This window comes from Massilia sp. IC2-476 (genome assembly GCF_020707295.1).
Taxonomy (GTDB): domain Bacteria; phylum Pseudomonadota; class Gammaproteobacteria; order Burkholderiales; family Burkholderiaceae_D; genus Telluria.
On sequence record NZ_JAJFER010000013.1, the window covers coordinates 1 to 22,923 of the forward strand.

Annotated in this window: 20 protein-coding genes; 10 read left to right on the plus strand and 10 right to left on the minus strand. The window is 65.5% G+C overall.

Going from position 1 to position 22,923, the window contains the following annotated elements; translation table 11 throughout:
* A partial coding sequence (locus LK539_RS23250) for an IS3 family transposase (RefSeq protein WP_227803510.1) occupies positions 1-92 on the plus strand: 92 nt, incomplete at its 5' end.
* A gap of 75 nt (positions 93-167) precedes the next feature.
* Here the strand turns inward: LK539_RS23250 and LK539_RS23255 are convergent.
* Both LK539_RS23255 and LK539_RS23260 read right to left on the minus strand, forming a co-directional pair.
* Entirely contained in the window at positions 168-1,109 is a 942-nt protein-coding gene (locus LK539_RS23255; protein WP_227803448.1) for a PfkB family carbohydrate kinase, read from the minus strand.
* Positions 1,110-1,117: 8 nt separating this feature from the next.
* Complete coding sequence (locus tag LK539_RS23260; RefSeq protein WP_227803449.1) at positions 1,118-1,732, minus strand: glutathione S-transferase C-terminal domain-containing protein; 615 nt, start codon at positions 1,730-1,732, stop codon at positions 1,118-1,120.
* 157 nt (positions 1,733-1,889) lie between these two features.
* Between LK539_RS23260 and purB the strand changes: the two genes are divergently transcribed.
* Positions 1,890-3,281 carry an adenylosuccinate lyase gene (purB, locus tag LK539_RS23265; protein ID WP_227803450.1) on the plus strand — a complete coding sequence of 464 codons (1,392 nt, stop codon included), beginning with the start codon at positions 1,890-1,892 and terminating at the stop codon, positions 3,279-3,281.
* Positions 3,282-3,419: 138 nt separating this feature from the next.
* Here purB and LK539_RS23270 read toward each other — a convergent pair whose 3' ends face one another.
* A complete protein-coding gene (locus LK539_RS23270; RefSeq protein WP_227803451.1) occupies positions 3,420-5,381 on the minus strand; it encodes a TonB-dependent siderophore receptor in 1,962 nt (653 codons plus the stop codon).
* Between the two features lie 204 nt (positions 5,382-5,585).
* Between LK539_RS23270 and LK539_RS23275 the strand changes: the two genes are divergently transcribed.
* The 3 genes from LK539_RS23275 to LK539_RS23285 are packed head-to-tail and all read left to right on the plus strand — an operon-like array spanning position 5,586 to position 7,292.
* On the plus strand, positions 5,586-6,122 hold the full coding sequence (locus LK539_RS23275; RefSeq protein WP_227803452.1) for a cytochrome b: 537 nt from the start codon (positions 5,586-5,588) through the stop codon (positions 6,120-6,122).
* Between the two features lie 8 nt (positions 6,123-6,130).
* Entirely contained in the window at positions 6,131-6,679 is a 549-nt protein-coding gene (locus tag LK539_RS23280) for a YceI family protein (RefSeq protein WP_227803453.1), read from the plus strand.
* 37 nt (positions 6,680-6,716) lie between these two features.
* Positions 6,717-7,292, plus strand: coding sequence for a YceI family protein (locus LK539_RS23285; RefSeq protein ID WP_227803454.1), 576 nt, complete (start codon positions 6,717-6,719; stop codon positions 7,290-7,292).
* A gap of 91 nt (positions 7,293-7,383) precedes the next feature.
* Here the strand turns inward: LK539_RS23285 and LK539_RS23290 are convergent, their stop codons facing one another.
* Positions 7,384-8,889 (minus strand): glycine zipper domain-containing protein, encoded by a 1,506-nt coding sequence (locus tag LK539_RS23290; RefSeq protein ID WP_227803455.1) that lies wholly within the window; start codon positions 8,887-8,889, stop codon positions 7,384-7,386.
* A gap of 286 nt (positions 8,890-9,175) precedes the next feature.
* Here LK539_RS23290 and LK539_RS23295 point away from each other — a divergent pair, with 286 nt between their 5' ends.
* The 3 genes from LK539_RS23295 (at position 9,176) to LK539_RS23305 (ending at position 13,094) form a co-directional block, all read left to right on the plus strand.
* Positions 9,176-9,445: a GlsB/YeaQ/YmgE family stress response membrane protein gene (locus LK539_RS23295; protein WP_036212790.1), complete on the plus strand. Its 270-nt coding sequence runs from the start codon at positions 9,176-9,178 to the stop codon at positions 9,443-9,445.
* Between the two features lie 70 nt (positions 9,446-9,515).
* Positions 9,516-10,793, plus strand: coding sequence for a cardiolipin synthase (gene cls / locus LK539_RS23300; protein ID WP_227803456.1), 1,278 nt, complete (start codon positions 9,516-9,518; stop codon positions 10,791-10,793).
* 141 nt (positions 10,794-10,934) lie between these two features.
* Positions 10,935-13,094, plus strand: coding sequence for a S46 family peptidase (locus LK539_RS23305; protein ID WP_227803457.1), 2,160 nt, complete (start codon positions 10,935-10,937; stop codon positions 13,092-13,094).
* A 152-nt stretch (positions 13,095-13,246) separates the two neighbouring features.
* On the opposite strand, the gene LK539_RS23310 is transcribed toward LK539_RS23305, so the two are convergent.
* Entirely contained in the window at positions 13,247-14,851 is a 1,605-nt protein-coding gene (locus LK539_RS23310) for a S41 family peptidase (protein WP_227803458.1), read from the minus strand.
* Between the two features lie 215 nt (positions 14,852-15,066).
* Between LK539_RS23310 and LK539_RS23315 the strand changes: the two genes are divergently transcribed.
* Positions 15,067-16,149, plus strand: a complete 1,083-nt coding sequence (locus LK539_RS23315) for an alpha/beta fold hydrolase (protein ID WP_227803459.1) — start codon at positions 15,067-15,069, stop codon at positions 16,147-16,149.
* Here the strand turns inward: LK539_RS23315 and LK539_RS23320 are convergent.
* The gene (locus LK539_RS23320) at positions 16,130-16,777 is read right to left on the minus strand and encodes a CatA-like O-acetyltransferase (RefSeq protein ID WP_227803460.1); all 648 of its coding nucleotides are present in this window, start codon (positions 16,775-16,777) and stop codon (positions 16,130-16,132) included. The two genes, LK539_RS23315 and LK539_RS23320, sit on opposite strands and share 20 nt — an antisense overlap.
* The gene (locus tag LK539_RS23325) at positions 16,778-18,241 is read right to left on the minus strand and encodes an amino acid permease (RefSeq protein ID WP_227803461.1); all 1,464 of its coding nucleotides are present in this window, start codon (positions 18,239-18,241) and stop codon (positions 16,778-16,780) included.
* A 229-nt stretch (positions 18,242-18,470) separates the two neighbouring features.
* Between LK539_RS23325 and hmpA the strand changes: the two genes are divergently transcribed.
* Complete coding sequence (gene hmpA / locus LK539_RS23330; protein ID WP_227803462.1) at positions 18,471-19,658, plus strand: NO-inducible flavohemoprotein; 1,188 nt, start codon at positions 18,471-18,473, stop codon at positions 19,656-19,658.
* A gap of 57 nt (positions 19,659-19,715) precedes the next feature.
* Here the strand turns inward: hmpA and LK539_RS23335 are convergent, their stop codons facing one another.
* From LK539_RS23335 to LK539_RS23345, 3 genes are all read right to left on the minus strand, one after another.
* Positions 19,716-20,585 carry a head GIN domain-containing protein gene (locus LK539_RS23335; RefSeq protein ID WP_227803463.1) on the minus strand — a complete coding sequence of 290 codons (870 nt, stop codon included), beginning with the start codon at positions 20,583-20,585 and terminating at the stop codon, positions 19,716-19,718.
* Between the two features lie 132 nt (positions 20,586-20,717).
* The gene (locus LK539_RS23340) at positions 20,718-21,836 is read right to left on the minus strand and encodes an NADH:flavin oxidoreductase/NADH oxidase (RefSeq protein ID WP_227803464.1); all 1,119 of its coding nucleotides are present in this window, start codon (positions 21,834-21,836) and stop codon (positions 20,718-20,720) included.
* An 83-nt stretch (positions 21,837-21,919) separates the two neighbouring features.
* Positions 21,920-22,921: a succinylglutamate desuccinylase gene (locus LK539_RS23345; protein ID WP_227803465.1), complete on the minus strand. Its 1,002-nt coding sequence runs from the start codon at positions 22,919-22,921 to the stop codon at positions 21,920-21,922.
* Positions 22,922-22,923: the final 2 nt, after the last annotated feature.

Here is a 22,923-nt window from a genome sequence, read left to right on the forward strand (position 1 = left end):
ACTACATCCACTATTACAATAACGACCGCATCAAGCTCAAATTAAAAGGCCTGAGCCCCGTTCAGTACAGGACTCAGGCCTTGGCCGCTTAGCAAACTAACCGTCCAACTTTACGGGGTCAGTTCACTTGCGTAGGCCCTTTTGTTTTATGCGGAGATGGGGGCGCCTTAGCGCCACTTCTTCATCCACTGATCGTAGAACCCCAGATCCCGCGGCACCGCCCCCGGAATCGCGCAGATCGCGCCCGCGAACTCGTTGGCACGGGCCAGTGACACATCCAGCGGCCAGTCCCGCATTCTGCCCAGCAGGAAAATCGCCGAGAAGGCATCCCCCGCTCCTACCGTGTCAATGACGAAGGGCGGCGCCGGGTTGTCGCGGTGCATGAGTATCCCACCATCCGCGCCGAAGTACACCGAACCGCGGTGTCCCAGGGTGACGATCAGGGCATCCAGGGAGAACATCTGCAGCAGGGCCTGGCAAGAGGCGTGCACTTCTTCCGCCGCCAGCGCCGGGGCGTCCGGCTTGATCTGGAAATACCAGCCGAACATGGCCTGCAGTTCTTCTTCGTTGACCTTGGCGATATTCGCCGCCTGCAGCGAGCGCGTGACGATGCGTTCGTCGACCTGGCCGTCGCGCAGGTTCAGGTCGAGGTAGCGCAGCGCCGAAGTCGCTTCCAGCAGTGCCGTCAGGGTGGCGCGCGAGCGCTCCTTGCGCTGGGCCAGGGTGCCGAAGTAGAGGATGCCCGGCTGCGCTGCTTCCAGGGCGCTGAGCGCCGCTTCGCGCTCGATGAAATCGTAGGCCTGGTTCGGCAGGATCGTGAAGCGGTGGCCGCGCGCGCCGCGTTCGACCAGCACGCGGCCGGTCTCTTCGATGGCATCGAGCTGCAGGCCGGCCTCGCGCATGGCGAAGCGCTCGAATTCGGCGCGCACCGCCTGGCCCGGCTTGTCGTTGCCGATGCGGGTGATCATCAGCTGCGGCGCCATGAAGGCCGCCAGGTGGCGCGCCACGTTGAACGGCGCGCCGCCCACCACCTGCTCGGTAGTGAAATCGTCGACCAGGGCTTCACCGAAAATGGCGGCGGTGCCCATGGCGCCGGCAGGCAGGCTCACTGGCGTGCTCAAGCGGTGAAGGGGACGGTGTCGCGGAACGACGGACGCTCGGCCAGCTTGTCGGCCAGGCGCGCCAGGTTCGGATAATCGCCGCGCCAGTCGATGTCGGGGAAGCGGAAGGACAGCCAGCCGAGGGTGCAGCCGACCGCGACGTCGGCCAGCGTGTAGTGGATGCCCATGCAGTAGGCCGAGTCGCCCAGCCTGGACGACATTTCGCGCAGGCCCGCATGCACCTTGCCCATCTGGCGCTCGATCCACTTGGCGCTCTGCTGTTCCGGCGCGCGATCGCGGCGCTCGATGAAGACCAGGATGGCGGCATCGAGCACGCCGTCGGCCAGCGCTTCCCAGACCTTGACTTCAGTACGGTCGCGGCCGTTCGGCGGCAGTAGCTTGCACACGGGGGAAATGGTATCAAGGTATTCGGCGATCACGCGCGAATCGTACAGCGTGCTGCCGTCTTCCATCACGAGGCAGGGGATCTTGCCCAGCGGGTTGACCTGCTGGATCGTGGTCTCCGGCACCCAGACGTTCTCTTGCTCGAAGCTGAAATCGAGCTTCTTGTCCGCCATGACGACGCGGACTTTGCGCACATAGGGACTGGTGACTGAACCGATGAGTTTCATACATGCCCGAAGTAGAAGATTGGGTGCCAGTATAGCATCGCCGTTTCCTCGCTTGTCTGCGCCAGACGAGCCTCCCTGACGCGCTGCGCGGCCGTGCGCACAAGGCTGCGTGCGGCTCCCGGTGGTAAAATCCGCGTTTTTGCACGGACCGCCCGCCATGACCTCTACCGTTCCCTCATCTGCCCCATCGGCTACCCTGTCGGCCCTGTCCCCGCTGGATGGCCGCTACGCGTCGAAGACCGACAAGCTGCGCCCGATCCTGTCGGAAGCGGGCTTCATGCACCACCGCGTGAAAGTCGAAATCGCCTGGCTGCAGGCGCTGTCGCAGGCGGGCTTCCCGGAGATAAAGCCGTTCTCCAGCGAAGCGAACGCTCACCTCGAACGCATGGCGGCAAACTTTGGCGAGGCGCAAGCGGCGCGCATCAAGGAGATCGAGGCGGTCACCAACCATGACGTCAAGGCGGTGGAGTACTGGCTCAAGGAACAGGTGAAAGACGTGCCGGAGCTAGTGGCGGCGAGCGAGTTCATCCACTTCGGCTGCACCTCGGAAGACATCAACAACACCTCGCACGGCATGATGCTGAAAGCCGCCCGTGATGGCGTGCTGCTGCCGGCCCTGCAAGGCATCATCGCCAAGCTGACCGAGATCGCGCACACCAATGCCGATCTGCCGATGCTGTCGCGCACCCACGGCCAGACCGCCAGCCCGACCACCCTCGGCAAGGAATTCGCCAACGTGGTCGCGCGCCTGCAACGCGCGGTCAAGCGCATCGCCGAGGTCGAGATCCTCGGCAAGATGAATGGCGCGGTCGGCAACTACAATGCGCACCTGTCGGCCTATCCGGGCTTCGACTGGCCGGCCTTCTCGAAGGACGTGATCGAGAATCGCCTGGGCCTGGTCTTCAACCCCTACACCATCCAGATCGAGCCGCACGACTACATGGCCGAGATGTTCGACGCCATCGCGCGCGCCAACACCATCCTGCTCGACCTGAACCGCGACATCTGGACCTATGTCTCGCTGGGCTACTTCAAGCAGAAGCTGCGGGCCGGCGAGATCGGTTCGTCGACCATGCCGCACAAGGTCAACCCGATCGACTTCGAGAATTCGGAGGGCAACCTGGGCCTGGCCAACGCGGTGCTGCGCCACATGGCCGAGAAGCTGCCGGTCTCGCGCATGCAGCGCGACCTGACCGATTCGACCGTGCTGCGCAACATCGGCGTCGGCTTCGGCTACGCGCTGCTGGCCTATGACAGCTGCCTGCGCGGCCTGAACAAGCTGGAAGTGAACGCGGCCCGCCTGGAAGCGGACCTGGACGCGAGCTGGGAAGTGCTGGCCGAGCCGGTGCAGACCGTGATGCGCCGCTACGGCATCGAGAACCCGTACGAGCAGCTCAAGGAACTCACCCGCGGCAAGGGCATCACCCGCGAAGCGCTGCAGGAATTCATCGGCAAGCTGGCGATTCCGCAGGACGCCAAGGACCTGCTGCTGCAAATGACGCCGGCGAACTACACCGGCCTGGCGGCACAGCTCGCGGCTGCGATCTAATCCGTAGGGTGGGCGGCTTGTGATCTGGTCCACTGGACCAGATCACCCCACGCGGTGATAGTTTGCAGCAAGATCATCCGGTACGGGAACAGAGCCGGTAACAATCACCGCGTGGGCGGGAAACCCGCCCACCCTACATTAATACTCCCACACCACCTTCACCCCCAGGCGCCGCTCGATCTCGGCCCGCGCCAGGATCGATCCGTATTCCCCATGACCGCCGGTGAGGCTCTCGCCGGTCACCGACAGTTCCAGCCCCGGGCGCACGCGCCAGCCGAAGCGCGCGTCCAGCGCCGTGTAGGACGGCACGTCCGGGAAGGATTTGCCCGCCACCTTGCGCAGCGTGAGCTCGACATCGCGCCGGTCGTCGATGCCGTAGACGGAGCGCAGCTGGAAGGTATGCGCCGGGTCGCGCCTGGCGACCAGCGTGGCGTTGACGTCGGTGCTGCCCGGCTTCAGGCGCAGCTTCTGGTGCAGCGCGGTCCAGCCGGCCGACAGGCGCCAGCGTTCGGCCGCCTGCCAACTGCCCCAGGCTTCGATGCCACTCGAGCGTCCTTCCATCAGGCTGTCGAAGGTGATGAAGCCGGCCGGGTTGGTCTCGGTCGTGCGCAGGTAGTCGTAATCGTGATGGAACAGGGTCATCGAATACGAGAGTGGCGCCACCGGGTTGCCGCGGTAGCCCAGCTCGAACACCCGCGCCACCTCGCCGCGCACGCGCGCGCCGCCGCGCAGCAGGAAGGGCGGGCGTCCCGGCAGGTAGGCGTCGACGTCGAGCCGCGACGGCGCGCGCACGGTGCGCGAAGCCGCCGCCCACAGCGCATGCTGGGGCGACATGCGCCAGGACAGGCGCGCGCTCGGCAGCCATTCGACGCCGGTGTATTCGTTGTACTCGACGCGGCTGCCCAGGGTCAGGAACAGGTCCTGGCGCAGCGCGATCTCGTCCTGGGCGAACACGCTGGCCCACTGCTGGGTGGTGCGCGCCGGCAGGAAGGCGACGGTCGGGCTGTTGTCGACGCGGTCGCGGCTGTGGCGGTAGTTGGCGCCCCACACCACGCGGTGCGCACCGCTTGGTGCCAGGGTGTGCTGGAACTGCAGGTCGGTGGTATACAGGCGCTCGCCGAACAGCGGTTCGGCGCGCCGCAGCGTGTGGTCAAAATAGGCCTGGGCCATCAGGCTGGCGCCATCGTCCAGCGCATGCTCCCAGCGCGCGGTCAGGTTGAGGCCGTCCGAGCGCACCTGGCCGAGCGTCGGGCGCACGCCCGGGGCGGCGATCTCGCCCGGGAAGGGCTGGTCGAAGCGGCCGCGGTAGGCATTGCCGATCAGGCTCACGCGATCCGGTCCGCGCTCCCAGTCGGCCCTGGCGCCGACCAGGGTGCGGCGATAGGCATCGTTGACAGGGGCGCCGCTGGCCAGTTCGCTGTCCTCGCGCCGGGTGGTCTTGCCGAAGGCGCGCCAGGCGACGCCGTTCGCAGTCGTGCCGCCCTGGCGGAAGCTGCCGGTCACGCCGTCGGTGGCGGCCTGCAGGACCGCCATGCTGCCCTGGGTCTCGCGTGCGGAGCGTGTCGTGATGTTGATGACGCCGTTGACCGCGTTCAGGCCCCACATCACGCCGCCCGGGCCGCTGATCACCTCGATGCGCTCGACGTCCTCCAGCAGCACCTCCTGGGCATCCCAGAACACGCCGGAAAACAGCGGCGTGTAGACCGAGCGTCCGTCGATCAGCACCAGCAGCTTGTTCGAGTAGCTGTTGCCGCTCTGGTTCAGGCCGCGCGCGCTGATCGAGTAGCTGTAGCCGCTGATGCGCGCCACGTGCAGGTTGGGCGCCAGGCGCAGCACTTCCGGCAGGGTCGCGGCGCCGGAGCGGCGGATGTCCTCGGACGTGATCACGAACACGGCGGCGGCGGCGTCCTGCAGGCGCTCGGGGCGCTTGGACACCGACATGACCGGGATATTGGCCAGTTCTTCGATCGACAGGTCGGCCAGGTTCTCGGGCCGGGCATCCATGTTCTCGGCCACGGCCGGCAGCGCCAGCAGCAGGGCAAGGCTGGCCGCAAGCCGTTTGAGCGGCAGGGAACGGGAAGCTGCGATGCGTGCGTTCATATTTTTCTTTCTGGCACTAAACGATATCGCCAGTAATCTCTGCTAAACGGTTTTTTTGGCGATTTTACATTCTTGCCGCTGTGGCTGTGCAGGTTTTGCAATCCGTGCTAGTGTACCCAGCGAAAAATTGCGCTCGGCAGCAGGGGCCCGTAAAGACTGGTATAGTTAGTTCTAACGCGTACAACTTTCCAAAGAATAATCTTTATGCACCGTTACACCATCCCGGCCATCGTCCTGCACTGGCTGATCGCGCTGCTGATCATCGCGACCTTCACGCTCGGGCTGGTGATGACGGACATTCCCGGCATTACGCCGACCAAGCTGAAGTACTTCAACTGGCACAAGTGGGCCGGGGTCACCGTGCTGCTGCTGGCCACGCTGCGCCTGCTGTGGCGCCTGCTGCGTCACCCGCCCGCCTATGCCGACGAGATGCCGGCCTGGCAGCGCGGCGCAGCCCACGGCCTGCACTGGCTGCTCTACATCCTGATGTTCGCGGTGCCCCTGTCCGGCTATTTCTACAGCCTGGCGACCGGCTATCCGATCGTGTGGTTCGGTGTGATCGAACTGCCGGTGCTGATGGGACCGGACCCGGCCCTGAAGCCGGTGCTAAAGGATGTCCATTACTGGCTCAACATGCTGCTGGCCGGCCTCGTCGGCCTGCACGTGGCGGCCGCGCTCAAGCACGTCTTCGTCGACCGCGACGGCGTGATGGCGCGCATGCTGCCTTTTTCCACCCGCTAGGAGTTCGAATGAAACCACTGAAAGGCCTGTTGCTGGCCTCCCTGTTCGCCAGCGCCATCGCCGGCGCCGCGCCCCTGAAAACCGACCCGGCCAAGAGCAGCGTCTCGGCCACCTTCAAGCAGATGGGCGTGCCGGTCGAGGCCAAGTTCAAGGGCTTCACGGCGCAGATCGACTACGACGCCGCCAAGCCGGCCGCTTCGAAAGCGACGGTCGAGATCCAGACCGCCAGCCTCGACCTGGGCGACGCCGAGTACAACAAGGAAGTGGCCAAGAAGGAGTGGTTCAACGTCGCGCAATATCCGAAGGCGACGTTTGTCTCCACCGCCATCGCCCCGGCCGGCGCCGGCAAGTTCAACGTCAAGGGCAAGCTGACGATCAAGGGCAGGAGCGCCGACGTGAGCTTCCCGCTCACCCAGAAGGTCGACAGCGGCAAACAGGTATTCGAGGGCCAGCTGCCGATCAAGCGACTGGCCTTCAACATCGGCGAAGGCGAGTGGAAGGACACCAGCATGGTCGCCGATGAAGTCATCATCAAGTTCCACATCACCGCCCAGTAATTCACCAGCAGCTCTTACCTACGCAAGGGAAAGTCCTATGAAAATCAAGCACCTGATCGCGGCCCTGGCCGCTTCGAGCACCCTTGGCGCCGGCATCGCCTTCGCCGCCGACACCTACAAGATCGAACCGAACCACACCTACCCGAGCTTCGAGGCCGACCACATGGGCATCTCGGTCTGGCGCGGCAAGTTCAACAAGACCGACGGCACCGTGACCCTCGATCGCGCCAAGAAGACCGGTACCCTCGACATCACCGTCTACATCGACAGCATCGACTTCGGCCACGACAAGATGAACGAGCACGCCAAGAAGCCGGACATCTTCGACGCCGCCCAATTCCCGACCGCGACCTTCAAGTCGAAGTCGATCACCTTCACCGGCGATGTGCCGACCTCGGCCCAGGGCGAACTGACCCTGCACGGCGTGACCAAGCCGCTGACCCTGACCATCAACAAGTTCAAGTGCATCGATCACCCGATGCTCAAGCGCGAAGTGTGCGGCGCCGACGTGACCGGCACCTTCCAGCGCAGCGACTTCGGCATCAACTTCGGCCTGCCGAAGTTCTCGCCGGAAGTGAAGCTGGCGATCCAGGTGGAAGCGGTCAAGCAGTAATCGCCCCCCATAGAAAAAGCCTCGGCGCCATTGGCCCCGAGGCTTTTTTTCATCCGCACGCCGCCCGCGTCAAGGGCGGCGCTGGCGCTAATTAGCGGCCGTCGCGGTCGGCGTCGCCCGGAATGGCGCGCTCGACCTTGTGCCATGCGGCGCGCGAGGCGTGCTTGGCCTGGTCCCAGCTCAGGCGCGAGGCGCCCTTGGTGCGTTCCCATTCGCTCGACAGCTCGTTCTCGTGCATGTCGTAGCTGCCCGGATAGCGGCCTGCCGAGTTGTAGCCCAGCGCATAGGCCGGTGCGTAGTCGTCGTAGGTGTAGCCCGGGGTGTAGTACGGCTGGGTCTGGTACTGACCGCGCCAGTGCGCATCTTCTTCCTGCGGGTTGACCATCTTGGCCACGCCCTTGCCGGCCATGCCGCCCACGGCTGCGCCGATGCCGGCGCCGACCACCGCGCCGACCGGGCCGCCCACGGCGCCGCCGATCACCGAACCGCCCACGGCCGCACCAGCGCCGGCGCCGGCGCCGGTTGCCAGGTGGTGGTCACGCAGTTCGTCGCCCGGTTTCGGGTTGATGACTTCGCCGGTGCCCTGGCCTGCCGCGCCGCCTGCCAGGCCGCCGATCACGGCGCCCGCTGCGGTGCCGATCGGGCCGGCCACCGAGCCTGCCGCCGCGCCGAGGGCAGCGCCGCCGCCGGCGCCGACGCCTTGTGCCAGGTTATGGTCGTTCAGGTCGTCGTTTGCTTTCGGGTTCACGACTTCGCCGGCACCGCGGCCAGCTGCGCCGCCCGCCAGGCCGCCGACCACCGCACCGGCAGCCATGCCGATCGGGCCCGCCGCCGCGCCAGCCATCGCGCCGACTGCCGCGCCGCTGCCGGCGCCCACGCCCTTGGCCAGGTAGTGTTCCGACAGGTCGTCGCCCGCTTTCGGGTTCACGACTTCGCCCACGCCCTTGCCGGCCATGCCGCCGGTGACCGCGCCGATGGCGGCGCCGGCCACGGTGCCGATCGGGCCGGCTGCCGAGCCGATGGCCGCGCCGGCGACGGCGCCGCCTGCTGCGCCGATGCCGGTGCCGATGATGTGGGTGCCGCCGCTGTCGGTCCACGATTGTTCGATGTGGCGTGCGTCTTCGTCCGAACGGGCGTGCACGCCCATCACGATGCCGCCGCTCTTGATGCCTTCTTCATAGTGCTTGGCGCGTTCTTCCGGGATGCCTGCGCCGATCAGTGCGCCGATCAGGCCGCCGGTGATGCCGCCGGCGCCTGCGCCGGCCAGGGCTGCTGCCAGCGGGCCGGCGACAACCACGCCCAGGCCAGGCAGCACGAGGGTGGTGCCGACGGCGGCGATGCCTGCCAGGACGGCGCCGATGGTGCCGCCGATACCTGCGCCGATGCCGGCGCCTTCGGCGGCCTTGCTGCCCAGTTCAGTGTCGGTGTCGTGGAAGTGGGTCTTGCGGGTGCTGTCCGACATCATCAGGTTGACGTCGTCCTTGCCATAGCCGCGGGTCGAGATCGAGCTGTAGGCGCGTTCAGCGCTGGCACGGTCAGGGAACAGGCCGGTAACCATGCGGGAATTCTGGTTGTTATTCGAATCGTAGTTGCTCATGGCGAATCCTTTCAGAAGGTTCAGGTACTGGTGACTGCAATCGGTATTCAGTGTTGCAAGTGTTGAAACCTTATGCTCGCCCCCTCACCTCTTCTGTTCGTTGACGCACCATACCCGGTTCTTTTCGCTCATCCGTTCGGCGCGCCAGAACAGGCTTGCAGATTCGCCGTCTAACGTTCGTTGCCGCACCGACCTGAAGGGGACTGGTCTCTAGACTTTTCTCCATGGCCACGGCAATTCAATCGGCCTGGGGGTTATGTTTTCTTACACTTGAAGGAGGTACACCATGTTATTCATCATTTGGATCGTTGTCGGTGGCATTCTGGGCTGGCTGGCCAGCATGGTCATGAAAACCGACGCAGAGCAAGGCATGATTCTCAACGTCGTGGTTGGTATCGTCGGCGCCTTCCTGGGCGGCTGGCTCCTGTCGCCGCTGTTCGGCACCGGCACCATCAATTCGGACGACTTCAGCGTTTCGTCGCTGCTGGTTTCGTTCCTGGGCGCTGTCATCCTGCTGGCTATCGTGAACCTGCTGCGTCGCGGCCGTGTTCGCTAATCAGCGATTGTGTAGCCCTTTCTAAAAACCAACGCTTCATGCGTTGGTTTTTTTACGCCCGCGTTTTCCCATGCGCCCAAAACTGTTCTGGACCATCCTCGTTACCGCCGCCCTGACCCTGGTTGGCGGCATTCTCGCGCTCAATTTCATGCCCGGCGAGAAGCAGATCGAAACCCGCCTGGTGCGCCAGTACGAGACCAATGACCCGCAATTCCGCCGCTCGCTCGGCGTGCTGCTCGGCCCGCCCATCCTGGAAGGCAACAAGGTCGAGGTCCTGCTCAACGGCGACCAGATCTTTCCCGCCATGCTGGACGCGATCCGTTCTGCGAAGAAGACGATCACCTTCGAGACCTATATCTACTGGTCGGAATCGATCGGCAAGGAATTCGCGGACGCCCTGATGGAGCGCGCCCGCGCCGGCGTCAAGGTGCACGTGATGCTCGACTTCATGGGCAGCATGAAGATGGACCTGGCGCAGATCGATGAAATGAAAAAAGCCGGCGTGCTGGTGCAGCGCTACCACAAGCCGGTATGGTGGAAACTGGCGCGCCTGAACAACCGCACCCACCGCAAACTGCTCGTGATCGACGGCAAGGTCGGCTTCACCGGCGGGGTCGGCATCGCCGACCAGTGGCGCGGCAATGCCCAGGACGAAAACCATTGGCGCGACACCCATTTCCGCATCGAGGGTCCGGTCGTGGGCCAGGTCCAGGCCGTGTTCAACGACAACTGGCTGAAGGCCACCGGCACCGTGCTCGACGGCCCCGACTACTTCCCGGCCCTGCAGCCCGTGGGCGACATGCCGGCCCAGATGTTCTCCAGCTCGCCCACCGGTGGCAGCGAATCGATGCACCTGATGTACCTGATGGCGATCACTTCGGCGCGCAAGACCATCGACCTGTCCGCCGCCTACTTCGTGCCGGACGAGCTGACCATCCACACGCTGATCGAAGCGGCGAAACGGGGCGTGCGCGTGCGCATCCTGATGCCGGGCAAGATCATCGACTCCGACCTGGTCAAGGCCGCCTCGCGCGAGCGCTGGGGCGAACTGCTGGCGGCCGGCGTCAAGCTGGCCGAATACCAGCCCACCATGTACCACGTGAAGGCGCTGATCGTGGACGAGCTGCTGGTGTCGGTGGGCTCGACCAACTTCGACAACCGCTCGTTCAGCATCAACGACGAAGCCAACCTGAACGTCCTGCACCGTGAATTCGCGCGCCAGCAGACCGCCATCTTCGAGGACGACTGGAAGCGCGCGAACACGGTGACGAAGGCGGAATTCCGCGAGCGGCCCTGGTGGCAGCGCGTGACCACGGGCGCGGCGTCCCTGATCGGGGCTCAGCTGTAAAGCGCGACTGCAGTATAAGTTCCCATAGGAAATCATTCGCTTTGTCAGCACGAAATATCGGTTGACGATATGCATGCGGATTACGGATACTCTTGCGTGCTCCGCGGAGCCCACGTTCCCTTCCCATACACACAGACGCGAATGAAAAAGACCCTCCTCTCGCTGGCCATCCTCACCAGCTTCGCCGCACAAGCGGACGAAGGCATGTGGATGCCGCAGCAGCTGCCACAAGTAGCCAAGCAACTGAAAGCCGCCGGCCTCAAGCTGGACCCGTCGACCCTGACCAAACTGACCGAATTCCCGATGGGCGCCATCGTGAGCCTGGGCGGCTGCTCGGCCTCGTTCGTCTCGCCGCAAGGCCTGGTCGTCACCAACCACCACTGCGTGTACAACAGCGTGGCGGTCAACTCGACCCCGGAACGCGACCTGCTCGCCAACGGTTTCCTGGCCAAGAACTTCGCTGAAGAACTGCCGGCCGCGCCGGGCAGCCGCGTCTACGTGACCGAGGAAGTGGCGAACGTCAGCAACCAGATCATCACCCCGGAAGTCGCCAAGCTGAGCGGCAAGGCCCGCATCGACGCCATCGAGAAGAACCAGAAGAAACTGGTGGCGGAATGCGAAAAGGAAGCCGGCTACCGCTGCACCGTGGCCAGCTACTACGGCGGCCTGGAGTTCTACCGCCTCAAGCAGCTGGAAATCCGTGACGTGCGCCTGGTGCACGCACCGCCGGCCGGCGTCGGCAAGTTCGGCGGCGACACCGACAACTGGATGTGGCCGCGCCACACCGGCGACTATGGCTTCTACCGCGCCTACGTGAGCAAGGACGGCAAGGCCGCCGAGTTCTCGAAGGACAACGTGCCCTACCAGCCGAAGCACCACCTGAAGATCGCCACCGAAGGCTCGAAGGAAGGCGATTTCATCATGGTGCTGGGCTACCCGGGCCGTACCAACCGCCACCGCCTGCCGTCGGAAGTCGAATCGACCTTCACCTGGAACTACCCGGCCTTCGTGGCGGCATCGGGCGAGACCCTGGCGATCATCGAGCGCGAGACCAAGAACGACCCGGCCGCCAAGCTGAAGTACGCCGGCCAGATCGCCAGCGTCAACAACTACTACAAGAACCGCAAGGGCATGCTGACCTCGTATGCCAACAGCGACTTCCTGCAGCGCAAGACCGCCGAGCACAATGCCCTGAAGGCATGGGTGAACGCGACCCCGGCGCGCAAGGCGCAGTACGCGGCCGACATCGAGCAGGCCGAGAAGCTGATCGCCGAGCGTGACGCGAACGCCAAGAAGAGCTTCTACCTGGGCTACGCCCAGCCGAAGTTCCTGTCCTCGGCACGTTCGCTGTACCGCCTCGCCAACGAGCGCACCAAGCCGGACGCCGAGCGCAAATCGGGCTTCCAGGAACGCGACATGCCGCGCTGGAACTCGGTGGTGGCAGGCCAGGACCGCACCTACGACGAAAAGGTCGACAAGGCGCTGGTGCTGAACTTCCTGACCAAGTACAACGCCCAGCCGGCGGCCGAGCATGACGCCGCTTTCGACGCCGCCCTCGGCATCAAGCCGGGCATGAGCCAGGCCGAACTGAAGACCGCACTGGACCGCATTTATGCAGGTTCGAAGCTGGCCAACAAGGAAGAACGCAGCGCGTGGCTGAAGAAGTCGCCGGCCGAATTCCAGGCCTCGAACGACAGCTTCATCAAGGCCGCTGTCGCGATGTATGACGCAGGCCTGAAGGAAGAAGCCCAGGAAGAGGAACTCGGCGGCAAGATCCAGCAAGCCTACGGCAACTACATGAAGGCCAAGATCGCCTACATGAATAGCAAGGGCCAGGCCGTCTATCCGGACGCCAACGGCACCCTGCGCGTCACCTTCGGCAAGATCGCCGGCCGTGACGTCGGTTCCGACGGTACCGAAGGCTGGACCGCGTTCACGACCATCAAGGGCGTGGTGGCCAAGCACACCGGCGAAGGCGAGTTCAACGCACCGGCAGCCCAGCTGGCCGCGATCCAGGCCAAGGACTTCGGCAAGTATGTCGATCCGAAGCTGAAGACCGTGCCGGTCAACTACCTGGCAACGCTGGACATCACCGGCGGCAACTCGGGTTCGGCCGCGCTGAACTCGAAGGCCGAGCTGATCGGCCTGGCCTTCGACGGCACCCTGGACTCGATCATCTCGGACTGGGACTTCAACAAGGCCATGACCCGCGACATCCAGGTCGACATCCGCTACATCCTGTGGAACATGAAGCACGTGGACAAGGCGGATAACCTGCTGAAGGAAATGAACGTGCAATAAGCAGGGCTAGCTTTAACGAACGCCACGCCGCCGAGAGGCCGCGTGGCGTTTGCTTTTGTAGGGTGGGCGTTCGTGTTTTAGGCCAGTGGCCTAAAACACGAACGCCCACGCGGTGATGTTAGCTGACCGCGTGGGCGGCATAGCCGCCCACGCTACAACTTCTCCAGCGCAGCCAGTGCGGACGCCAAACTGCGGTCGAGCGCCAGGGCCTTGCGGTAGGCTTCCCGCGCCTGCACACGCTCGCCGAGCGCCAGCTGCGCCGCGCCGATGCCGTCCCAGGCATACGCGGCCTGCGGATGCTCCTTCTCCCACATCCTGAACACCACCAGCGCCTCTGCCGGCAATCCTTTCGCCAGCAGCGCATGGCCGGCCCGGTAGAACGCCATCTGCACATCCGCGTAGCGGTTGCGCGGCCGGGCGCGCCAGCCGGCATAGGCCGTCGGCAGCGCATCGGGCGCCGCCAGCAGCAGGTCGGCCAGCGGTGGCGCCGGCCGGTAGGCCAGGATCGCCGTGAGTGCCGGGTCCTCGCCGCGGCGGTAGGCGTCAAAGCCGAGCGGCGCCGCCACCGTGGGCGCTGTCCATGGCCGCCGGTCGCGCTCGTCCTCCTGCCACCAGAGGGTCGATACCCGCACCGTGATGCCGCTGTTGGGCAGCGTGATCCGGCGCGAGTCGCTGTGGGCGTTCGGCCTGCCGCCGGTCGGCTCGCCGACCAGCACGGCCTCGGTATAGTGTTCCAGGTCATTCACCACGAACTGCGCCGCCGAGAAAGTGCTGCGGCCGACGATCGCGAACAGTTCGCGCCTGGCCTCAAGCGGCGTGGCGCGCAGCAGCGCGGCAATCAATGGGGGCGCCAGCATGCCGTTGCCGCCGCGGTTCAGGCGCAGGTCGAGCACGATCTTCTCCACCGGCTGGCTTGCCGCCGCCTGCTGGATGCGCGCCGCGAACTGCGCCAGCGTTTCCTCTTTCTCGTTGCCGACCTGGTTGAGCTGCACGTAGAGCAGCTTGTGCGGCTTGAGGTACTCCATGCGGAACTTGCTGTCGGCATCCTGCAGCCACAATGGCGTCGTGAGGCGCGCGTCGACCCAGCCGGGGCGCGGCATGAAGCTGGTGTCGGTATCGGGCGGCATCATGGTGGCGGGCTGCGGCGTGGTCAGTTCCACGGTACTGCGTTTGCCGTCGCGTTCGATGACGAGGCGCGCACGGTCGGGCGAGTCGGACAGGCCGAAGGCGTGCAGCACTTCCGGCATCACCAGCAGGTGCGGGACGAAGAACAGCGCGTTCTGCTCGTTGTCGCGGCCAACGATCTGGCGCAGCGCCGCATAGGCCTGTTCCACCGTCTTGCCGCCGACGCCGACGAGCTTCGCGCCGACCAGCTCCCGGTGCTGCTCGTGGGCCGCGCGCACGTACAGGCCGTCGTCGAAGAAGTAGAGCGCGATCGGAAACGCGCGAAAGCCGATCTTCGGATCGCGCGTCGGCGCGATGTTGGTGTGCCCGTCTTCCACCATGCCCACAATGCGCGCCATCTCGACAATGACCTGGTGGCGCGGCAAGCTGTCCAGCTTCGCGTCGAGCGCCGCGACGGCGGCCTGGAACTGCTCGCGCGACATCGTGTGGTAGAGGTTGCGGTGCCGCACTGGCATCGTCTCCGCCATCACCTTCAGGTCCTCGCGCCACTGCTGCGGCGTGAGCTGTGCTGTTTGCCCGAATGCGGGCAGGCTGCCGGTCATGCATACCGCAGCCGCGACCCAACGCCACATGGTGCCTCCCCCAGCTTGTCGATGCGATCATCCTACTCATGACCTCGCGTATCGGCGTGGAGCCTGCGACAGCCTGCGCATCGAAGGGAACAGGCCGCACCAGGACAGGATGGACGTTACCGTTCGCCCCGCCGATCGTGCAGTTCGTCGCGTAGCGGGTGCGCATATGCAGATGCCGGGCTATGCTATTTCCATTGACCGGAAAGGACGCACACATGAAGAGAGCATGGCTGTTCATTGGCGCGCTGCTGGCATCCGCCTGCGCCCTGGCGCAGGAAGCCCCTGACCCGTACGCGAAGTCGCGCGCCATCATCGAAGACCTCAATCGCATCAGCGCACCCGGCGGCGTGCAGGATTCATACAAGACCCGCATCGGCGGCGTCGACCAGTGGCTGAACGTGCGCGGCCAGGACCGCGACAACCCGATGATCCTGTTCGTGCACGGCGGCCCGGCCTCGCCCGTCACCCCGACCATGTGGCAGTTCCAGCGCCCGATCGAGGAATACTTCACCGTGGCGAACTGGGACCAGCGCGGCGCCGGCAAGAGCTATGCCGAAGCCGAGCCAAGCAAGGTCGGCGCGACCATCCGCATCGAGCGCTACGTCGACGATGCGATCGAAGTGGCCGAGCACCTGAAGGCGCGCTATGGCAAGCGCAAGCTGATCCTGATGGGCCACAGCTGGGGCACCATCGTCGGCATGCACGCGGCCCTGAAGCGTCCCGACCTGTTCTACGCCTACGTCGGCATCGGCCAGGTCCTGAACGTGCGCGAGAACGAGCGGATCAGTTTCGAGTACGCCTACAAGCGCGCCAAACGCGAGAACAACGTGGAGGCGGTCAAGGAGATGGCCTCGATCGCGCCCTACCCCGGCGACAAGCCGATCACGCGCGAGCGCATCATCATCGCGCGCAAGTGGCCCCAACACTACGGTGGCCTGTCGGCCTTCCGCAGCGAGTCCGGCTACTTCTTCCGCGGTCCCCTGCTCTCGCCCGAGTACACCCCAAGCCAGGTGAAGGACATCGACAAGGGCAGCGTGCTGACACTTGGCCGGGTGCTGCCGGAATTCCTCGACGTGGATTTTTCAAGCGTGAAGCGCTTCCCCGTTCCCGTCGTGATGTTCCTGGGTCGCCACGACTACACCACGCCGGCAGCGCCCACGGTGAGCTGGATGGAGAAGGTCGATGCGCCTTATAAGCGCGTCGTCTGGTTCGAGCGCTCGGCCCACATGGTGCCGTGGGAAGAGCCGGGCAAGCTTCTCGTCAGCCTGCTCGAAGTGGTCAGGCCGCTGGTGAAATGATGGCGTCCAGCTCACCGGCGATCTGCTGGCCGAGCTGGTGGATGTGGAAGCCGTCGACGAAGCCGTGGTGGGCCTGTACCGAGAACGGCAGCTCGAGGCGGTCGCCCGGCAGGTCGCGGTACTTGCCCCAGGCGAAGGACGGGATGTCCGGCTGCGCCAGCGAGGCGCTCGGATGCTGGATCGAGGTGAACGCCAGCCAGGGGATGCAGGTAATGAAGACCTGCTCCTTGGCCTGCAGGGGCGTGCGCGCGGCATATTCCATGTTCAGGGCCGCCATATTGCCGGCCTCCTCGCGCGCCGCCACGCCGCGTGCGACGAATTCGCGCAAGTCGTCCGCCCAGTCGAACTGGGCGAAATTCAGGTCATTGTGCAGGTTCACCACCGTAAACGAAGGAATCAGGCGCTCGATGCGAATCACTTCGCCGTCCAGGATCCGGTAGCGGAAGTTCTCGACCTTCAGCACCGAACGCAGCACGGCATACAGCAGCACGTGGAAGGGCGCCAGGCCCTGCGCTTTGCACCAGGGCCGGAAGTCCGGCAGCTCCAGTGGAAAGCAGATGTTGACCGCCGCGCTGTCCATCGCATCGAACAGCGCAAAGCGGTCGCGCCGCCGTTCGAAGCTCTCCATTTACTGTGCCTTGTTCAGGCGGCTGTGGCGCACGCTGTACAGGAAGTAGGTGGCAACCGCCACGGCCATCCAGATGAAGAACACGCGGAAGGTGGCCGGCGACAGGTCTTTCATGATGTACAGGCAGGCCAGCACCGACAGGCCCGGGATGACGTAGGGGCCGAAGGGCACGCGGAAGGCGCCCGGCTCGCCGCGGCCCTGCTTGGCGCGGATCACCGGCACCGCGATCGAGACGACGATGAAGGCGGTCAGGGTGCCCATGCTCACCATGTCCCACAGGAAGGTGGCGTCGACCAGGCCGGCCACGAGGGCGACCACGGCGCAGACGATCAGGGTATTGCTGACCGGAGCCTGGGTGCGCTTGCTCACCTTCTGGAAGGTCTTCGGGATCAGGCCGTCGCGGCTGATGGCGTACAGGATGCGGGTCTGGCCGTAGATCGTCACCAGGGTCACCGAGAACACCGACACGACGGCGCCGGCCGACAGCACCAGCGCCGGCCATGCCTGGCCGGTCACGTTCTGCAGGATCACCGACAGGCCGGCCTGCTGGCCCGCGAACATGTGCGAGGGCTGGGCGCCCATCGCGGCAATCGCCACCAGCAGGTAGAAGACGGTCACGATCAGGAGCGCGGCCAGGATGCCGATCGGGACGTTGCGGCGCGGGTTGTTGGTCTCTTCGCCGGCGGTGGCGATGGTGTCCAGGCCAATAAAGGAGAAGAACACGGTGCCGGCGGCGGCGGTGACGCCGGCCATGCCCACGTAGCCGCTGTCGGCGTCCGGGTTGAAGAAGGGCGTGAAGTTGTTGGCATCGAAGCCGGTCAGCGCGATCACGGCGAAGAAGATCAGGATCGCCAGCTTGACCAGCACCATGATGGCGTTGGTGGTGGCCGATTCTTTGGTGCCGCGGATGAGGAGGAAGCAGCACATCGCGATCAGGATCACCGGCGGCAGGTTGAAGTTACCTGGGGTGAAGTGGACATTATGGTGGTCCGATACGAACATCGGCGAACGCAGGTGGGCCGGGATCTCCCAGCCGAAGGCGTTCATCAGGAAGTTGTTCAGGTAATCCGACCAGCCGATCGCCACCGCGCTTCCCGCCAGGCCGTATTCGAGCAGCAGGCAGGCCGCCACGATGAAGGCGGCGAACTCGCCGACGGTTGCGTAGGCAAAGGAATACGAGGAACCGGCGGCCGGCACGCGCCCGGCCAGCTCGGCGTAGCACAGCGCGGTCAAGCCGGCGGTGAGGGCGGCGAGCAAAAAGGAGAGGATCACGGCCGGACCGGCCTTGGGCACGGCTTCGACCATGGTGAAGAAGATGCCGGTGCCGATGGTGGCGCCGACCCCGATCATGGTCAGCGGGAACAGGCCGAGCGAACGTTGCAGGCCCCCGCCGCTGTCCACGTCATCGTGGTGACGTTCAGCTGTTTTGGTGCGGATCAGCTTTTGGCCCAGGGTCAGATTCACGGCATGTCCTTTGAATTGGCGGCGTCTTCGACGGCCCGCAATCGGCCGCCGGTCAAAACCTGCGATTATAGGGGCAGTTGAAATATTCCAAGAAAATAGTTTTCCAAAAGATGCATTTGCTCAGCATCTTTTGCTAGAATGGTCGCGTCCGTACGGTAACAACGATCCAGTCCGGACCATTTTTTGGCTTTAAACATGCATATCTAATGCATCAATAAGGAAACCCATCATGATCTCGAACGCTTCACGTCCCTACATCGACGCCTCCGTCCCGGTCCTGCGCGAGCACGGCCTGGCCATCACCACCACCTTCTACCGCAGCATGTTCGACGCCCATCCCGGGCTGAAGAACCTGTTCAACATGGGTAACCAGACCAGCGGCGTGCAGCAGCAGTCGCTGGCCTCGGCGGTGTTTGCCTACGCGGCCAACATCGGCAACGCCGCGGCTTTAGGGCCGGTGGTAAGCCGCATCGTGCACAAGCACGCGTCGGTGGGCATCCGCGCCGACCACTACCCGATCGTTGGCCATCACCTGCTCGGCGCAATCAAGTCGGTGCTGGGCGACGCCGCCACCGAGCCGCTTCTGAAGGCCTGGGAAGAGGCCTATACGTCGCTCGCGCGCCTGCTGATCGATGCGGAAGCGAAGATGTACGAGGAAGCCGGTGTGCAGCCGGGCGAGACCCGGGCCATGCGCGTGACGGAAGTAAAGCGCGAAAGCGAGAACGTGATCTCGATCCGGCTCATTCCGGCGGACGGCGCCGCCCTGCCCCCGTTCAAGCCGGGCCAGTATGTAAGCGTGGCGGTCGACTTCGCCGACGGCCACCGCCAGCTGCGCCAGTACAGCCTGTCGGACGCCAACGGCAAGGACAGCCTGCGCATCTCGGTCAAGCGCGAGGATGGGGGCGCACATCCCGCGGGCGAAGTGTCGACCTGGCTGCACCAGAACGTGAATGTGGGCGACCTGCTGCAGGTGACCCACCCGTTCGGCGACTTCCTGCCCGATACCGAATCGAACGAGCCGGTGGTGTTCCTGTCGGCGGGCATCGGCATCACGCCGATGATCGCGGCTCTGAACCGCATCGCGGCGGTGAACCCTGGGCGCCGCGTGATCTTCGCGCACGCCGCACGCCATGCGGCGCACCACGCGCACCAGGATGACATTGCCAATGCCAAGGCGCGCATGCCACACCTGAACGTGGTGACGTTCTACGAGGAAGAGGATACAGCCGGCGTGTTGAAAGGGAAGATGGACCTGGCGCGCCTGCCTTCGTGGCCGCGCGGAGAGACCGACGTCTACCTGTGCGGTCCGCTGCCCTTCATGCAGGCGCAGTGGAATGCCCTGCTGGCGGCAGGAGCCCCGGCGGCGCGCCTGCACCGCGAGGTGTTCGGTCCGGACCTGCTGGACAACCTGCTCTAAGCTTCCCTCGCTTTACGTATCACCGCGTGGGCGGCAAAGCCGCCCACCCTACGGATGTCAGTCGATCAGGTGCACGTTGCGGCCGCTGACGCTGCGCTGCGCCGGGTGGCCATACACGCGGATGCCGCCCGAGCCGCCGCCGTGGGCGATCAGCGACTGCTTGACGGTGGCGCGGATCCCGCCCGAGCCGTCGGCCGCCAGGTCGGCGTCCTGGGTCGACAGGCCGGCCAGGTCCACGCTGCCGGAACCGGCCACGCGGGCGTTCAGCGAACGCACGGTGCCGCCGGCCTGCAGCACGCCCGAACCGGACACGCTGGCGCGCAGGTAGTCGCCACGGACTTCACCGATGTTCATGCGGCCCGAGCCCGACAGCCCGAGGTCGGCGCTGGCGCTCTTGAGTTCACCCGCATCGAGCACGCCCGAGCCGCTCACGCGCGCGAGCAGGCTATCCACCTTGCCCGCCAGGCGGACCTGGCCGGAACCGCTCTTGCGCACTTCCAGCGGCGCGCCGTTCAGGTCGCGCACCACAACCTGGCCGGAGCCGGAGGCATTCACGTCGCTCAGGCGCGGCGTGGTGTAGACGATGCGCACCGGGGTCTGGCTGCGCAGCTGGCGCTCGTTGTAGATCTTGAGGGTGTTGCCGCGCTCCTCGGTGCGGATATAGGGCAGCAGGTTGCCGTCGGCTTCGACCAGCAGCGAAGGCGCCGGGCCGACCCGCACCTCGACCAGCATCGAACCGCTCACGTCGAGCTGGCCATGCGCCGCCACCTGGCGCTGGTCGCGCGCGGCGATGCCGTTGCCTTCGACCGCGCCGCTGCTGAACACCGTGTGCATCCGCACGTCACCGTCATTTGGGGCGACGATGATGGCGCAACCGCTCAGGGAGGCGACGGCGGCGAGGGTGGCAAGGGCAATGAGCGAACGCATGGCATGAATCCTGTGTGGTTGTTGACAGATGCCACTCTAACAAGCACCCCACCCTGCTGCCTCCTCCATGCGACAGGCTGCAAAAAATGCCGGCTGAGCTGCGCCTGGGCGGCGCGAACGCCGACGCGTCGGCTAGCGCTGCCCCAGGCGCGTACTACCGAACAGCTCCTTGTATTCGCGCGGCTGCGAGCGCCAGTACTGCGGCGGCGCGAACACCTGGTCGCCCAGCTGGGCCGCGGCATGCCATGGCCAGCGCGGGTCGTACAGCATGGCGCGCGCCAGTCCGATGACGTCGGCCTGGCCCTGCTGCAGGATGTCTTCCGCCTGCTGCGCTTCGGTGATCAGGCCCACGCCGATGGTCGGCATCCCGGTCTCCGCCTTGATGCGCTGCGCGAACTCGACCTGGTAGCCCGGAGCCACGGGAATCTTCTGCAGCGGCGACAACCCGCCGCTGGAAACGTGCATGAAGTCGCAGCCGCGCGCCTGCAGCTCGCGCGCGAAGCGCACGCTCTGCTCGATCTCCCAGCCGCCTTCGACCCAGTCGGTGGCCGAAATCCGCATGCCCACCGCCATCTCTTTCGGCACGGCGGCGCGCACGGCGTCGAAGACCTCCAGCGGGAAGCGCATGCGGTTCTCGAGCGAACCGCCGTAGTCGTCCTCGCGCGTGTTGGAGAGGGGCGACAGGAACTGGTGTAGCAGGTAGCCATGGGCGCCGTGCAGCTCGATGCCGTCCAAGCCGAGCGCATGGGCGCGGCGGGCAGCCTGCACGAAGCCGTCGCGGATGCGCTGCAGGCCTTCGCGGTCGAGCGCCAGCGGCACGGTTTCACCTTCCGCGTGGGGCAGGCTCGAAGGAGCGACGGTCTGCCAGCCGCGCGGCTGGCCAGGTGGAATATTGGCGCCGCCTTCCCACGGCACCTCGCTCGAGGCCTTGCGGCCGGCATGGGCCAGCTGGACGGCGACCTTGATCGGCGAATGGCGCCGGATGGCGGCGATGATGGGTGTCAAGGCTTCCTGATGCGCGTCGGACCACAGGCCCAGGTCATCCGGCGAAATGCGGCCTTCTGGCGTGACGGCCGTCGCTTCGATGATGAGCAGGCCGGCGCCGGACAGGGCCAGGCCGCCCAGATGGATCATGTGCCAGTCGGCCGGCAGGCCGTCGACGGCGGAGTATTGACACATCGGCGCGATGGCGATGCGATTGGGGAGTTGCAGGGGACCCAGGGTGACTGGGGAGAAAAGCATGCTGGACATGAGGCCTCCGCGAGATGCAAAGGCCCCAGTCTAGCGCCAGGACGATTTGGGTGCTGCGAGCTTGCCCTAATTCAGCCGATGCGTCAGCCGATGCGCGTAACCATCAAGCCCGCACGCAGGCCAACCCGCACATCCGGATTCGGAAACACGACCAGCTCCTCGTCATGCTCCACGCGATACACGGTATCGCCATCCGTCGCAATCACCTCGCCCTTCTTCATCGGCGTGAAGTTCCAGGTCTCGCGCCCCACCGACATGCTGAAGGCATCGGACAGCTTGATCACCTGCCTTGCCGTCGCGAACACGTGCGGCGCAGCCTTGACCACACCCGCCGGTTGCCCGCGCAGCAGGCGGTCGAGCGCCTTCGAGGCATCGGCGAACTGCGACAGGTCGTTCTGCCCCAGCGTCCCGACCCGCCCCAGCTCCACGGTGCTGCCTGCGGCGCCATGGTGCTCCGACGAGTAGTAGCTGTAGGTGCCGACCGACTTCGGGTTCATGATGACGGCGCCGATCGCCGCCTCCCCCAGCCAGTCGATGAGCAGCTTGCGCGGTGCGTCGGCAATGATCTCGGGCACGATCGCGAACATCGGATAGTGCGAAGGCCGGATCGCCGTGTGCAGGTCGAGGTGCCAGCGCTGCGCTCCGGCGCCCTCGAAGAAGGCGCAGGTAGCGGCGATGAGCGCATCGGCCCGCGCCGCCTCGAAAGCAGAGGCGAGCGAGCCGCGGTCTGCGCGGAACATGCGGTTCAGATCCGCATCGATGAAGCGCTTGCCCTGCGCGATCGCGTCGATGTTCCCGACGCACAGCATCAGGTCCACCGACAATTCGCGCGGGGTGCGCGACAGGGCCTCGATCAGCCAGGCCACCATCTCGATCGGTCCGGTCTCGTCGCCATGCACGCCCACCGACACCAGCACGGCGGGACGGGCTGCATCACCAACATCCGCCTTCACCGTGAGGATGCCTGCAGCCGGCAGGCTGACCTTGAAGCCAGCCTCCGCGAAGCGCTGCGCGACTGCACCGAAATCAGCTTCGGCCAGTGCGCGCACCGCTTCCGGCAGCGCAGCGTTGTCAGCGCCGCTCATCC